Raw genomic sequence first — 14,472 nt, 5'->3', positions numbered from 1 at the left:
CGGGCGGCGCCGGTGCAGGTGCCGGCGGCGGCTTCCGTCCCGGCGGCGCCGGCGGCTTCACCGGTCCCCGTCCCGCGGGCGGTGGCGGCGGCCGTGGTCGCGGCCCCGGCGGCGGCACGGCCGGCGCGTTCGGTCGTGGCGGCGGCAAGTCGAAGGCCCGCAAGTCGAAGCGCACGAAGCGGCAGGAATTCGAGATGCGGGAGGCTCCGTCGCTGGGCGGCGTGAGCGTTCCCCGCGGCGACGGCAACACCGTCATCCGGCTCCGCCGGGGTGCATCCATCTCGGACTTCGCCGACAAGATCGACGCGAACCCCGGTTCGCTGGTCACGGTGCTCTTCCACCTCGGTGAGATGGCGACCGCGACCGAGTCGCTCGACGAGGCCACCTTCGAGGTGCTCGGCGCCGAGCTCGGCTACAAGATCCAGGTCGTCTCGCCCGAGGACGAAGACCGCGAGCTGCTCGAGGGCTTCGACATCGACCTCGACCAGGAGCTCGAGGACGAGACCGACGAAGACCTGGCGGCCCGTCCGCCGGTCGTCACCGTCATGGGTCACGTCGATCACGGTAAGACCCGACTGCTCGACGCCATCCGCAACGCCAACGTCATCGCGGGCGAGGCCGGCGGCATCACGCAGCACATCGGTGCGTACCAGGTGCACACCGAGCACGAGGGCATCGACCGCGCGATCACCTTCATCGACACCCCGGGTCACGAGGCGTTCACCGCCATGCGTGCCCGCGGTGCGCAGGTGACCGACATCGCGATCCTCGTGGTCGCGGCCGACGACGGCATCATGCCGCAGACGATCGAGGCGCTGAACCACGCCCAGTCGGCGAACGTGCCGATCGTGGTCGCGGTGAACAAGATCGACAAGCCCGACGCCAACCCGGCCAAGGTGCGCCAGCAGCTCACCGAGTTCGGACTCGTGGCCGAGGAGTACGGCGGCGACGTCATGTTCGTCGACGTCTCGGCTCGTGAGGGCATCGGCATCCAGGAGCTGCTCGACGCGGTCCTGCTGACCGCCGACGCCGGTCTCGACCTCCGCGCGAACCCGAACAAGGACGCGCGCGGCGTCGCGATCGAGGCGAAGCTCGACAAGGGCCGCGGCGCCGTGGCGACCGTGCTCATCCAGTCGGGCACGCTGCGCGTCGGCGACGCGATCGTCGCGGGCACCGCCTACGGCCGCGTGCGTGCGATGGCCGACGAGAACGGCGACGCCGTGCTCGAGGCGACGCCGTCGCGTCCGGTGCAGGTGCAGGGGCTCTCGACGGTCCCGCGCGCCGGCGACACGTTCCTCGTGACCGAGGACGACCGCACCGCCCGCCAGATCGCCGAGAAGCGCGAGGCCGCGCAGCGCAACGCGCAGCTGGCCAAGGCCCGCAAGCGGATCTCGCTCGAGGACTTCACGCGTGCGCTGGAAGAGGGCAAGGTCGAGGCGCTCAACCTCATCATCAAGGGCGACGTGTCGGGTGCCGTGGAGGCGCTCGAGGAGTCGCTCATGAAGATCGAGGTCGACGACTCGGTGCAGTTGCGCATCCTCCACCGCGGTGTGGGTGCTGTGACCGAGAGCGACATCGACCTGGCGACGATCGACAACGCGATCGTCATCGGGTTCAACGTCCGCCCCGACGTCAAGGCCCGCGAGCGCGCCGCCCGTGAGGGCGTCGACGTGCGCTTCTACAACGTCATCTACAACGCGATCGACGACATCGAGAACTCGCTCAAGGGCATGCTCAAGCCCGAGTTCGAAGAGGTGCAGTCGGGTGTGGCCGAGATCCGCGAGGTGTTCCGCTCCTCGAAGTTCGGCAACATCGCCGGTGTCATCGTGCGGTCGGGAACGATCACGCGCAACGCCAAGGCCCGCGTCATCCGCGACGGCGTCGTGGTCGGCGACAACCTGGCCATCGAGTCGCTGCGCCGGTTCAAGGACGACGTCACCGAGGTCCGCACGGACTTCGAGGCGGGCATCGGCCTCGGCAAGTACAACGACATCCAGGTCGGTGACGAGATCGAGACGATCGAGATGCGCGAGAAGCCTCGCGCGTAGGTCGTGCGGGCCGGGGCGGCGCTTGCCGTCCCGGCCCGGTCTCGAGGCAACCGCTCCCCGAAAGGAGACCCAGTGGCTGATCCGCAACGGGCCAGGAAGCTGGCCGATCGCATCAAGGAGATCGTCGCCCGCCGGCTCGACAAGGGCCTTCGCGACCCGCGACTCGGGTTCGTGACGATCACCGACGTGCGCGTGACCGGCGACCTGCAGCACGCGTCGATCTTCTACACGGTGTACGGCACCGAGGAGGAGCGCAATGATTCGGCGGCCGCCCTGAAGGCGGCGACCGGGATGCTGCGCAGCGAGGTCGGGCGCAACATCACGGCCCGGCTCACGCCGACGCTCGAGTTCATCCTCGATGCGATCCCCGAGAACGCCGAGCACATCGAGTCGCTGCTGCGCGAGGCGCGCACGCGTGACGCCGAGACCGCGACCCTCGCGACCACGGCCGAGTACGCCGGGGACGCCGACCCGTACGTCAAGCCGCGTGAGCTCGACGAGGGCGAAGACGACGAGTGGGACGAGATCGACGACGAGGCATCCGACCTCGCCGACGACGCGGAGGCCGGCGGCTCGCGCTGACCGACCTCCGTCGCGATCGTCGCGACGATTGACGAGGGATGCCCCGCCCGGGGCATCCCTCGTTCGCGTTCGCGTCGGTGCATCCCGGCTCAGCGGCGGCCGAGCAGCGCCGGTCGCACGTCGTCGATGCGCTGGCGCATCGCGGCGATGAAGGCGAGCACGACGGGCTGGCGGAGCGCCTCGGGCCGGCTCACGAGCCAGTAGGGGAGACGAGCCTCGACCTGCGAGGGGAACAGCCGGACGAGGTCATCGTGCCGGTCGGCCAGGAACGCGGGCAGCAGGCCGATGCCGGCGCCCGCGCGCGTGGCGTCGACGTGCACGTACACGTTCGTGCTGGAGACCGAGTCGAGCATGTCGGGGATGGCGCCGCGGGCGTCGTCGAGCGCGTCGACCTGCAGCATCGACTCGATGAAGTACACGAGCGGATGCTCCGCGAGCTCGGCCGGTGACGCCGGGGCGCCGTGGCGTTCGAGGTAGTCGCGGCTCGCATAGGTGCCGAGCACGTAGTCGGCGAGGTGCGTCGCCTCGGCGCGGTGCACGTGCGGCCGGCCGACGACCACCTCGAGGTCGACGCCCACGCGCTGCTGCGCGGCCCGTCGGGTCGCTGCGACGATCTCGAGCGTGACATCGGGATGCGCCCGCCGCACGGCGACCAGCGCCGGCGCGGCGATGAACCCGCTGAAGCCGTCGGTGGCCGAGAGCCGAACCGTGCCCGAGAGGGTCGCGGACGACGGGTCGAGCGTTCGCATGGCGCGCTCGATGCCCTCGGCCGCCGCGAGTGCGTGCTCGCCCAACGCGGTGAGCACCCAGCCCGACGCGCCGCGCGCGAGCACGCGGCCGCCGAGCGCGGCCTCGAGCGACTCGATGCGCCGGGCGACCGTCGTGTGATTCAGTCCGAGCTCCGATGCAGCGGCGGTGTACCGGCCGGCGCGCGCGACCGCGAGGAGGACGAGCAGGTCGTCGGGGCTCGGCGTCGGCCGCGGTGCCGTGATCACGCTCTGCATGATCGCACATCCGTCCCAGCCAGGCCGGGTCAGTTGTGCGGAAGCGCGTATCCGTCGACGGCGCCAACCGCGAGGCCGTCGGCCACGAGCGACGCGAGCACGCGGTCGAGTCGCGTCTCGTCGGGCTCGAGCGCGGCGAGCTCGCCGCGCGGCACGGGCGTGTGAGCGGCTCGCAGCTCGCGCATGACGCGCCCGCGCAACTGGCGATCCGAGCCCTCGAACCGCGCCTGCGTTCGGCGCCTCGGGCCCTCGTGCGGTGGGTAGCCCGCCGCCCGCCACGCGCACAGCGCGGCGACGGGGCACTCGTCGCAGCGTGGCGTCCGCGCTGTGCAGACCGTCGCACCGAGTTCCATGGCACCCGCGTTGAACGCGTGCGCCGCCTCGCGGTCGGCGGGCAGCAGCCGCTCCATCGCCGGCAGGTCGCGCGCCGCGGACGGCGGCGCGGCCACCGCGACGCCGTCGATCGCACGGGCGATGACGCGCCGCGTGTTCGTGTCGACCACCGGATGCCGGTCGCCGAACGCGAACGCCGCGACGGCCCTCGCGGTGTACGGGCCGACGCCCTTCAGCGCGAGCAGCGCGTCGAGCCCGCGCGGCACCTCGCCGCCGTGGCGCTCGACGAGCTCGGTCGCCGCCGCGTGCAGCCACAGGGCGCGGCGCGGGTAGCCGAGGCGGTCCCAGGCGCGCAGCGCCTCGGCCGCCGGCTCGCTCGCGAGGGCGGCGGGAGTCGGCCACCGTGCCATCCACCGCTCCCAGAAGGGCACCACGCGCGCCGCCTGCGTCTGCTGCAGCATGAACTCGCTCACGAGCACCGCCCACGGCGAGAGATCGGCCGCGCGCCACGGCAGGGGCCGCGCCGCGCCGGCGAACCACGCCACCACCCGGGTGGCGAAGTCGTCGTCGCGCGGGCGGGGCATCCCTCCAGCGTAGGCGCGCGAAGGATGCCTCGCCGCTACGCTCGGAGCATGCGACTGGTGACGACGCCGCGGGTGACCTTCCTCCGCGGGATCGCGGACGAGGTGCTCGCGCGTGCCGGTCGGGGCCGCATGATCGTGGCGATCGACGGCCCGCTTCGCAGCGGCAAGTCGGCGTTCGCCGACGACCTGCGCGACGTGCTCGCCGAGCGCGAGCACGCGGTGTTCCGCGCGCGCATGGAGGACTTCCACCGGTCGCGCGAGGCGCAGGCGGCGTTCGGCGCCGACACCGCCGACCGGTACTACCGGTACGGATTCGACGAGTCGGCACTCCGACGCGTGCTGGTCGAGCCGTTCCGCCTGGGCGGTTCCGCCGCGTTCGTCACGCGCGTGTTCGACCCGGCACGCGACGCCTGGGTCGAGCCGAAGTGGCGCACGGGGCCGGAGGACGCGATCCTCGTCGTCGACGGCCGGTTCGTGCTGCGCGACCGGCTCGCCGAGCTGTGGGACTCCACGGTCGCGATCGACGGGGACCCGCTCGACCCCGCCGACGCGATCGCCTACGCGGCGCGGGATCCGCGCGCCGTCGCCGATGTCGTGGTCGACCTCGCGGATCCGGAGCATCCGCGATTCGGCAGGCGCCGCTGATCGCGAGCCTGCGCACGATTGTGGACGGTCCCCAAAAAGGGGGACTTTTCCCACAATCCCACGAAGAAGCCCTCGCCGGAGCGTCGATCTTCGCCATACTGAGTTCAACTGCCATCCCCAATGGCGCCCGAACCCCCGATCAAGCCCCACCCGAAGACCCGTTCCGCCGCGCGCACAGCGAGCGCCGGCAGCCGAGCGCGCGACTGCGCGCCCGGGCCCGTGTCCTCCCATCGAGGTTCGATGCGCCGCCGGCCCCAGGAGAAGACACCGCATGAGCAACCTCAGCGCGCGGCTCGCACGCCGCGCCGGTGCCCGACCGGAGCGCACGCCGCTTCGCGAACGGCATTCCCTTCGACGCATCGCCGCGACCCTCGTCGCGGTCCTCCTCGGCGCCGGCCTCTCGGTCGTCGGCGCGGCCGCGCCGGCCTCGGCGCACCACAACACCATCACCGCGTCGGCGGTGTGCGCCGCAGACGGCAAGACCGCGACCATCACGTGGACGGTGACGAACTCCGAGGGCATCGAGGAGGAGATCACCTCGTCCTCGAACGAGGGTGTGATCGCCAAGGGAACGAAGATCGCGGGCACGTCCAGCGCGACCGGTGAGCAGCCCGGCGCGAAGGTGGGCACCGAGTACAAGCTCAAGCTCGGTGCCAAGTGGACGAACGGGCAGACCCAGGAGAACACGGGCAAGTTCACCGTGCCCAAGGATCTTTGCGGCGGCGGCAATGGCGGCGGAGACAATGTCTGCAAGAAACTCGATCTGAAGGTCGACGTGACTGGAGACCATAAGAGCATCGTGGTCACCGCACCCGACGGCAAGCTCATCGCCGAGGTCTGCGTGAAGGCCGGCTCCGCGAACCAGGGAAATGGTCCCGAAACGACGACCTACAACCCCCCGGTCAAGAGCGTCACCATCTCCCACACGAGCGGCAAGGACATCTCGCACTACTCGGTGCGGTACGTCGACGAGTCCGGGCACGACTGGGAGTACGCTGCGCCGACCTGTGAAGCGCTGACCGTGGACTACCCGGGGAACCTGCCGGCAGGCCAGGCGGTCGACGTCAACGTTCGCATCACCGCCGACGGCACGCCCGTCACATTGAACTTCCGCAATGCCGACGGCTCGACCTACTCGGGCACGAAGGTCTTCACCTTCGCCGACCACGCCGACTGGCCCGACCCCCACGCGTGGACGGTCGAATGGGTGCAGGTCGCCGGCACGAACTACCACTGGCAGGGCCAGATCGAGTGCGGTGACGACGTCGTGCCGGTGCCGGCGAAGCCCGCGTTCTCCGACACGTGCGGCCCCGACAACGAGGTGCTCGCTCCGTTGGTGGACACCGATTCAGTGCGCTGGGAGCGCGTGGACGCGCCGGACTCGATCACGGTGACGGCGTTCGCAAAGGACGGCTTCGTCTTCCCGGGCGGTGCCACGTCATACGCGTTCCCGCCCTTCGCGGTCGACGACGAGCCGTGTCCGCCGAAGGAGGTCGCGGTGCCGGTGAAGCCGGCGTTCTCCGACACGTGCGGCCCCGACAACGACGTGCTCGCTCCGTTGGTGGACACCGCTTCAGTGCGCTGGCAGCGCGTGGACGCGCCGGACTCGATCACGGTGACGGCGTTCGCAAAGGATGGGTTCGTCTTCCCGGGCGGTGCCACGTCATACGCATTCCCGCCCTTCGCGATCGACGACGAGCCGTGTCCGCCGAAGCAGGTCGAGGTGCCGGTGAAGCCGGCGTTCTCCGACACGTGCGGCCCCGACAACGAGGTGCTCGCTCCGCTGGTGGAGACGACGTCGGTGCGTTGGGAGCGTGTGGACGCGCCGGGTTCGATCACGGTGACGGCGGTCGCGAAGGACGGCTTCGTCTTCCCGGGCGGTGCCACGTCGCACGCATTCCCGCCCTTCGCGATCGACGACGAGCCGTGTCCGCCGAAGCAGGTCGCGGTGCCGGTGAAGCCGGCGTTCTCCGACACGTGCGGCCCCGACAACGAGGTGCTCGCTCCGCTGGTGGAGACGACGTCGGTGCGTTGGCAGCGTGTGGACGCGCCGGGTTCGATCACGGTGACGGCGTTCGCGAAGGACGGCTTCGTCTTCCCGGGCGGTGCCACGTCGCACACGTTCGAGCCCTTCACGGTCGATGACCAGCCGTGCCCGCCCAAGGTGATCACGTTCGGTGAAGCGCCGACCGGTTCCGACACCTGCGGTCCCGACAACGGCGTGCTGGAGATCCCCGAGGTCGACGAGGACGCGCACTACACCTTCGAGAAGAAGGGCTCGCAGGCCGAGGGCCGAGTCGTCGTGACGGCGGTCGCCGAGCAGGGCTACGCGTTCGACAAGGGTCAGCAGACCGAGTGGACGTTCGACTACCTCAATACCCCCTGCATCGCGATCCCGGCGGAGCCGAAGCCGACCGACCTCTGCGGCGTCGACCTCGACGCGATCGTGCTGCCCGAGCCGACCGCGCACGTGACGTGGACCATCGACGGCGACGCGAAGACCGGCGCCGCGACCGCGATCGCCACCACGGAGGCGGGCTACACGTTCGCCGACGGCACGACGACGAAGGCGTTCGACTTCACGTTCACCGCGACCCCCTGCATCGCACCGAGCCTCACCGGCTCGCTCGCGACGGGCGTGTGCGAGGCCGACGTGCCGTGGATCTTCTACGACGTCGTGCTGACCGATCCCGACGGCCAGGCCACGAGCCGGCTCGTGACGCTCACGCTCAGCGATGGCACGAACAGCCACGTCATCGAACTCGGCGAGCTCGACGAAGACGGCACGCTGTCGGGTCAGGCCCTCTGGCCGGGTGCCTCGGTCGACGGTGAGGGCAACCCCACCGGCTGGCCCGGCTGGGAGCAGACGGCCGACGGCACGTGGGTCGAGACCGACGACAACTTCGCCTGGACCCGCAACGTCTCGAGCGCCGTGCTCGCGGTCAACCCCGACCTGCCCCTGACGCTGGCCTACCCGCCGGCGACCCCGAACTGCCTCACCGGTCCGGGCGGCGGCGAGGGCGACGACGGCAGCACCCCGGCGGCGGCGGGCCAGGGAGCCGGCCTCGCGAGCACCGGCTTCGCCGGCGGCACCATCGCGATCGTCGCGGGCATCATCGTGCTCGCCGGTGCCGCGTTCCTGGTGATCGCAGCAATCCGCCGCAAGAAGAAGGCCTGAGCGAAGGCCTGACACAGCACCCGAAGGGGGCCCGGTTCGCCGGGCCCCCTTCGGCGTGCCAGCACTCAGTGCGTCGGAATCGCCCGTACCCGCTCGTCGGGCAGGAACCCCACCCGCTCCACCTCGTGGACGAGGTCGACGAGCGCGCGATTGACGGGCGCCTCGAGTCCGGCGGCGGATGCCTCGCGCACGACCGCACCGTTCAGGAAGTCGATCTCGGTCTCCTGCCCGCGGCGGATGCTCTGCTGGGTGGAGCCGAGGTTGTGCTCCCAGCCCATGCGCCGAACGAGCGACCGGGGGAGCCGTGAACCGAGGGAGAGGGGCATCCGCGCGAACCGGCGCAGGCCGGCGTCGTCGAGCCCGTTGAGCGGCGCGAACCGCACGTCGTGCGCGATGCCGGCGCGCACGCACTCGCGCATGGAGGCCGTCATGACCGCGAGGAGTCCCCGGTCGGCGACGACCTCGCCGAGCGCGCGGCCCACGATGGCTGGCACGGCGTTGACCATGTTCACGACGAGTTTCGTCCACTGGGCGCCGAGGAAATCGTCGATCGCGGTCACCGGCACCGCCTCGGAGAGCACCGCGGCGATCCGCCGTGCTTCGTCGTCTGCCGGGCCGGCGCCGCGCCCGAGATGGCTCGCCGCGGTCGCGGTGATGCGCACGACGCCGGGCTCGGTGTAGTTGGCGGCGATGAGCGAGAGCAGGCCGAAGCAGCTCGATGCGGGAAGCAGCCGCGCCGCGGTGTCGACGCCGTCGAGACCGTTCTGCACGACGACGATCGTCGCGCCGTCGAGGTGCCCGCGATCGGCGGAGATCGCGGCCGAGGCATCCTGGGCCTTCGTGCAGACGAGCGCGAGGTCGGGGCGGCGCGTCAGCCGCTCGCCGGCGGCCACGCGCACGTGCACGTCGCCGTACCCGCCCGTGAGGCGCAGTCCCGACGCACGGATCGCCTCGAGGCCGGCGCCGCGCGCCGTGACCTCGACGTCGTGGCCGGCGCGCGCGAGCAGCGCCGCGAACGTGCCGCCGAGCGCACCCGCGCCGAGGATCCCGATCCGCATCGCTCCAGCGTACGGCGCCGCCCACCGCCCGGCGGCTCCGGCCGTCGCCCGCCCAGCCGGTGCCCGGCTGTTAGCCTGTACGGCGTGAACAGCGGCATCCTCCTCGTCGACAAGCCGCAGGGGATGACCAGTCACGACGTCGTCGCGCGGGTCCGCCGCCTCGCCGGCACCCGCAAGGTGGGCCACGCCGGCACGCTCGATCCGATGGCCACCGGTCTCCTGCTGATCGGCGTCAACCACGCGACCCGCCTGCTGCACCACCTCGTCGGACTCGACAAGGAGTACCTCGCGACGATCCGCCTCGGCTGGGGCACGTCGACCGACGACGCTGAGGGGGAGGCGTTCGCCGCGGCATCCGCCGACGCCGTCGACGCGATCACGGATGCCGCGATCGCCGACGGCATGGCCCGTCTCACGGGCGGGATCGACCAGGTGCCGAGCGCCGTGAGCGCGATCAAGGTCGACGGCAAGCGCGCGTACCAGCGGGTGCGCGAGGGCGAGCAGGTCGAGCTCGCCGCGCGCCACGTGACGATCACGGCATTCGACCTGCTCGATCGACGGCGCGATACGAGCGCCGGCGCCGCGATCGACCTCGACGTGCGCGTCGCCTGCTCGTCGGGCACCTACGTGCGCGCACTCGCGCGCGACCTCGGCGACGGCCTCGGCATCGGCGGGCACCTGACCGCGCTGCGACGCACGCGCATCGGCGCGTTCGAGGTGACGGATGCCCCGTCGCTGGACGACCTGGATGTCGCGGCCGCGCTCACCTCGGCGGCCGACGCCGCGCGGCGTGCGATGCCGGCGATCGAGCTCGCCGAACAGGATGCGATCGACCTCGGCCACGGCAAGCGGATCCCGGCACCCGAGGGCACGGCGCGCGAGCAGCCCATCGCGGCGATCGCGCCTGACGGCCGGCTCGTCGCGATCGTCGAGCGCCGGGCGGGCCAATTGAAGGTCGTCACCGGGTTCCCGCAGGAGGATGCCTCGTGATCGAGTGGTTCACCTGGGTGCAGGTCGGCGTCTCCGTCGCTGCGGGGCTCCTCTGCCTCGTGCTCGGCCTCGCGGGGCGACTGCCGAGCGATCTCACGATCGGCGCGCTCGCGCTGGTCGAACTGCTGCTGATCGCGCAGGTGGTCACCGCGCTCGTGGCGCCCGCCGTCGGCAACGAACCGACGGGCAGTGTGCTCGAGTTCTGGGTCTACCTCGTCTCGGCGGCCCTGCTGCCGCCCGCGGCGGCGTTCTGGGCGCTGCTCGAACGCAACCGCTGGTCGACGGTCGTGCTCGGCGTCGCGGCGCTGGCGGTCGCGGTCATGCTCTACCGCATGTTCCAGATCTGGACCGTGCAGCAGGCGTAGGTCGCACGGTGAGAGAATCGAACGTCATGACTTCCGCACATCCCGCACCCCCGACCACGCCCGCTCCCGCTTCGCCCCCCGTACGTCGGGTGCGCGGCGTCGGTCGCGTGCTCATCGTCGTGTACGGGGTGCTGGCCCTCGCCGCGGTCGGCCGGTCGCTGGTGCAGATCGTCGAGAAGTTCGACGAGGCGCCGATCGCGTACTCGCTCTCGGCGCTCGCCGCCGTGGTCTACGTCGTCGCCACGATCGCCCTGATCGCACCCGGGCGGGTGTGGTACCGCGTGGCCTGGTCGACGATCGTGTTCGAGTTCGTCGGCGTGCTCGTGATCGGCACGCTCAGCATCGTGCGCCCCGACTGGTTCCCGCACGACACGGTGTGGTCGTGGTACGGCCGCGGTTACCTGTTCATCCCGCTCGTCCTGCCGGTGCTCGGCATGTGGTGGCTCTCGAAGCACCGGCCGGAGGCTGCGACACGGTGAGGACCTTCAAGGGCATCGACGGGGTACCGGCGGGCTACGGCCCGTCGGTCGTGACGATCGGCAAGTTCGACGGCGTGCACCAGGGCCACCGCACGATCGTCGCGCGCGTCCGCGAGATCGCCGAGCGCGACGCGCTGCGGGCTGTGGTGGTGACGTTCGACCGCAACCCGCTGGCGCTGCTGGCGCCCGACAAGTGCCCCGACGCGCTCGTGAGCGTGCGGCAGAAGCTCGGGCTGCTCGCGACCACGGGCATCGACGCGACGGTGCTGCTCCCGTTCGACCGCTCGCTCGCCTCGCTGCCGCCCGAGGAGTTCGTCGAGCGCGTGCTGGTCGACGCATTGCAGGCCCGGGTCGTGCTCGTCGGCTCCGACTTCCGCTACGGGGCGCGGGGCGCCGGCGACGTGCCGCTGCTGGTCGAGCTGGGCGAACGGTTCGGGTTCACCGTCGAGGTCGTCGACGACGTGAAGCCCGACGGTGAACGCCGGGTCTCCTCGACCTGGGTGCGCGAACTCCTCGCCGACGGCGAGGTGCGACAGGCGGCCCGACTGCTGGGGCACACGCCGACGGTCTCGGGCATCGTCGTGCACGGGGCCGCCCGCGGTCGCGAGCTCGGCTTCCCGACGGCGAACCTGTCGCCCGAGTCGGAGGGACTCATTCCCGCCGACGGCGTGTACGCCGGCTGGCTGACCGACGCGGGCACGACCTATCCTGCTGCGATCTCCGTCGGCAACAACCCCACCTTCGAAGGCGTGCCGCGCAAACAGGTCGAGGCGTACGTGCTCGATCGCGACCTCGACCTCTACGACCACCTCGTCGACGTCGAGTTCGTCGACCGCATCCGCGGGATGGTCGCGTTCGAGAGCATCGAGGCGCTCATCGAGCGGATGCACGACGACGTCGAGGTCGCTCGGAAGCTGCTGGCTTGACGCACCCGCACGGCTCGCCCCGGAGCCTCTGGGCGGGTCGCACGCTCGCACTGCTCGGCATCCTGCTCGTCGCCGCCAACCTGCGAACCGGCGTGGCATCCCTCTCGCCGATCATCGCCCAGGTCGACGCCGACATCCCGCTGCCGCCGGCACTGATCGGCCTGCTCGGCATGCTGCCGCCGCTGTGCTTCGCGGTGTTCGGCATCTTCACCCCCGTCTTCGCGAAGCGGTTCGGCCTCGAGAAGACGCTGGTCGGCGCGCTGGTGGGGCTCGCGGCCGGGCTCGCCGCCCGGGGGTTCGCGCCGGACGCGGCCTGGCTGGTGGCGGCGAGCGCGGTGGTCTTCGCGGCGGTCGGCATCGGCAACGTGCTGTTGCCGCCGCTCGTGAAGCGCTACTTCCCCGATCGCGTCGGGCTCGTCACGACGGCGTACGTGACCATCGTCTCGGTGAGCACGTTCGTGCCGCCGCTGGTCGCGGTGCCCGTCGCCGACGCGGCCGGCTGGCGGGTGTCGCTGGGGGAGTGGGCGCTGTTCGTGGTGGTCGCGATCGTGCCATGGGTCGCACTGCTCGTGCACCCGCGCTCGTCGACGCGTGTCGTGGTGCCCGAGGAGGCGCCGCCCGGCCAGGTGCGCCGCACCCTGCGGTCGCCGCTCGCCTGGGCGCTCGCGGCGGTGTTCGGGGTGTCGTCGGTCAACGCCTATGTGATGTTCGCCTGGCTCCCGACGATCCTGGCCGACATCGCGGGCTCGTCGCCGGCGGAGGCGGGCGCCCTGCTCTCGCTGTTCGCGGCGATGGGGCTGCCGGCGGCCCTGCTCGTGCCGATCCTCGCCGCACGGTACGGCAAGGTGCGCCTGCTCGTGGTCATCGCGGTCGCGGCGTTCCTGCTCGGGTACGGCGGCCTCCTGCTCGCGCCGGCGACCGCGACGTGGCTGTGGGTCGCGCTCATCGGCACCGGCCCGTTGCTGTTCCCGCTCGCACTGGTGCTGATCAACCTCCGCACCCGCACGCACGAGGGCTCGATCGCGCTGAGCGGCGTCGTGCAGTCCGCCGGCTACCTCTTCGCGGCGCTGGCGCCGCTGGCGATCGGGCTGCTCCATGACGCGACCGACGGATGGATCTGGCCGCTGATCGTGCTCGCCGCGACCGCCGTGCCCGCCGGCATCGCGGGCTTCATCGTGGCGCGGCCCGGATACCTCGAGGACGACCGGGTGCGTTCGAAGGGGTGATCGACGCCCCTACCCGGCGCCGGACCCTCCGGTCTCGGGCGCCGCGCCGCCGAGCGGCGGCCGGTGCACGAGCGCGGCCGCGCCGATGAGCGGCCCTTCGTCGGACAGGCCCGAGGGCACGATCCGCACGCGGCGGACGAAGTCGAACGCGGTGCGCTCGCCGAGCGCCGCTCGCGCGTGGTTGAACAGGGCGGGGGAGACCCGCGAGAACCCGCCGCCGATCGCCACGACGTCGAGGTCGAGCAGGTTGGTCGACGAGGCGATCGCACGGCCGATGGCGGTGCCGGCGCGTTCGACCGCCGCCAGCGCGACGGGATCGCCCGCGGCGTGGGCGAGGGCGAGGTCTTCGCCCGTCTCGCCCGTGAAGCCCTGGGTCCTCGCCCACGCGACGGTCCTGGGGCCCGAGGCGACGGCCTCGAGGCAACCGCGTCCGCCGCAGGCGCAGGCATCGTCGAATCCGCCGACCTCGACATGGCCGACGTGACCGCCGTTGCCCGTCGGGCTGTGCGCCGGGCGCCCGTCGAGCACGAGCCCGCCGCCGACGCCGGTCGAGACGATCATGCCGAGGAGGTTCGACGCGCCGCGCCCCGCGCCGACCCACGCCTCGGCGAGGGCGATGCACAGGCCGTCGATCTGCATCGCGACCGGGACGCCGGGCACTATCGCCTCGATGTCGCCGACGAGCGGATGCCCCCGCCAGGCGGGCACGTTCAGGGGCGACACGGTGCCGGCGAGCAGGTCGATGGGGCCGGCGCAGCCGATGCCGACGCCGATGACCTCGGCGTCGGCGGGCGCGCCCGCGTGGGCGAGCCGCACCACCTGGGCGACCGACTGCTCGAGGGCCTCGGAGGTCGCAGTGGCTCCAGTGGGCCGGCGGTGGCGGCTGCCGGGAACGAGCGCGCCGTCCGCGTCGACGAGGGCGGCTTCGACCTTGGTGCCGCCGAAGTCGACGGCGAGTGCGAGAGGGCGTGGCATGGCCATCAGCATAGGCCGCGGCATCCGCCATCTCGTTGCTCATATGAGCACGAATACCCGCGAGTGTTGCCGTGCGCCG

General features: G+C 71.9%; 13 protein-coding genes. 9 read left to right on the top strand and 4 right to left on the bottom strand.

The genetic code is table 11. The annotated features are described in order from the left end of the window. Both infB and rbfA read left to right on the top strand, forming a co-directional pair. The coding region (infB, locus tag GE115_RS16375; protein WP_153685829.1) for a translation initiation factor IF-2 at positions 1-2,048 on the top strand (2,048 nt) is incomplete at its 5' end. A 72-nt stretch (positions 2,049-2,120) separates the two neighbouring features. After that, positions 2,121-2,630 carry a 30S ribosome-binding factor RbfA gene (gene rbfA / locus GE115_RS16370; RefSeq protein ID WP_312855277.1) on the top strand — a complete coding sequence of 170 codons (510 nt, stop codon included), beginning with the start codon at positions 2,121-2,123 and terminating at the stop codon, positions 2,628-2,630. An 89-nt stretch (positions 2,631-2,719) separates the two neighbouring features. Here the strand turns inward: rbfA and GE115_RS16365 are convergent, their stop codons facing one another. Further along, positions 2,720-3,634 (bottom strand): LysR family transcriptional regulator, encoded by a 915-nt coding sequence (locus GE115_RS16365; RefSeq protein WP_153685828.1) that lies wholly within the window; start codon positions 3,632-3,634, stop codon positions 2,720-2,722. Positions 3,635-3,663: 29 nt separating this feature from the next. Continuing rightward, complete coding sequence (locus GE115_RS16360; protein WP_153685827.1) at positions 3,664-4,551, bottom strand: iron-sulfur binding domain-containing protein; 888 nt, start codon at positions 4,549-4,551, stop codon at positions 3,664-3,666. A gap of 48 nt (positions 4,552-4,599) precedes the next feature. On the opposite strand from GE115_RS16360, the gene GE115_RS16355 reads away from it, so the two are divergent. Both GE115_RS16355 and GE115_RS18625 read left to right on the top strand, forming a co-directional pair. Beyond that, positions 4,600-5,196 carry a nucleoside/nucleotide kinase family protein gene (locus tag GE115_RS16355; protein WP_153685826.1) on the top strand — a complete coding sequence of 199 codons (597 nt, stop codon included), beginning with the start codon at positions 4,600-4,602 and terminating at the stop codon, positions 5,194-5,196. Positions 5,197-5,467: 271 nt separating this feature from the next. After that, a complete protein-coding gene (locus GE115_RS18625; RefSeq protein ID WP_216648855.1) occupies positions 5,468-8,374 on the top strand; it encodes a hypothetical protein in 2,907 nt (968 codons plus the stop codon). 65 nt (positions 8,375-8,439) lie between these two features. Here the strand turns inward: GE115_RS18625 and GE115_RS18620 are convergent, their stop codons facing one another. Further along, positions 8,440-9,432 (bottom strand): ketopantoate reductase family protein, encoded by a 993-nt coding sequence (locus GE115_RS18620; protein ID WP_216648854.1) that lies wholly within the window; start codon positions 9,430-9,432, stop codon positions 8,440-8,442. An 84-nt stretch (positions 9,433-9,516) separates the two neighbouring features. Between GE115_RS18620 and truB the strand changes: the two genes are divergently transcribed. From truB to GE115_RS16320, 5 genes are read left to right on the top strand one after another with little or no spacing between them, the layout of a single operon-like run. Continuing rightward, positions 9,517-10,422 carry a tRNA pseudouridine(55) synthase TruB gene (truB, locus tag GE115_RS18615; RefSeq protein WP_376765728.1) on the top strand — a complete coding sequence of 302 codons (906 nt, stop codon included), beginning with the start codon at positions 9,517-9,519 and terminating at the stop codon, positions 10,420-10,422. Next, entirely contained in the window at positions 10,419-10,787 is a 369-nt protein-coding gene (locus tag GE115_RS16335) for a hypothetical protein (protein ID WP_312855275.1), read from the top strand. The genes truB and GE115_RS16335 overlap by 4 nt, the downstream gene beginning before the upstream one ends. 26 nt (positions 10,788-10,813) lie before the next feature. After that, positions 10,814-11,266 carry a hypothetical protein gene (locus GE115_RS16330; RefSeq protein ID WP_153685823.1) on the top strand — a complete coding sequence of 151 codons (453 nt, stop codon included), beginning with the start codon at positions 10,814-10,816 and terminating at the stop codon, positions 11,264-11,266. Then, a complete protein-coding gene (locus GE115_RS16325) occupies positions 11,263-12,192 on the top strand; it encodes a bifunctional riboflavin kinase/FAD synthetase (RefSeq protein WP_172979976.1) in 930 nt (309 codons plus the stop codon). The genes GE115_RS16330 and GE115_RS16325 overlap by 4 nt, the downstream gene beginning before the upstream one ends. Next, complete coding sequence (locus tag GE115_RS16320) at positions 12,189-13,418, top strand: MFS transporter (RefSeq protein ID WP_153685822.1); 1,230 nt, start codon at positions 12,189-12,191, stop codon at positions 13,416-13,418. The genes GE115_RS16325 and GE115_RS16320 overlap by 4 nt, the downstream gene beginning before the upstream one ends. Positions 13,419-13,427: 9 nt before the next feature. Here GE115_RS16320 and GE115_RS16315 read toward each other — a convergent pair whose 3' ends face one another. Then, the gene (locus tag GE115_RS16315) at positions 13,428-14,393 is read right to left on the bottom strand and encodes an ROK family protein (RefSeq protein WP_153685821.1); all 966 of its coding nucleotides are present in this window, start codon (positions 14,391-14,393) and stop codon (positions 13,428-13,430) included. Between the last annotated feature and the right edge of the window lie 79 nt (positions 14,394-14,472).

Source organism: Agromyces agglutinans (assembly GCF_009647605.1).
In the GTDB taxonomy this organism is placed as follows: Bacteria; Actinomycetota; Actinomycetes; order Actinomycetales; family Microbacteriaceae; genus Agromyces; species Agromyces agglutinans.
Note: the sequence above shows the minus strand (reverse complement) of the source record. Positions and strands in the feature narration are given on the sequence as shown.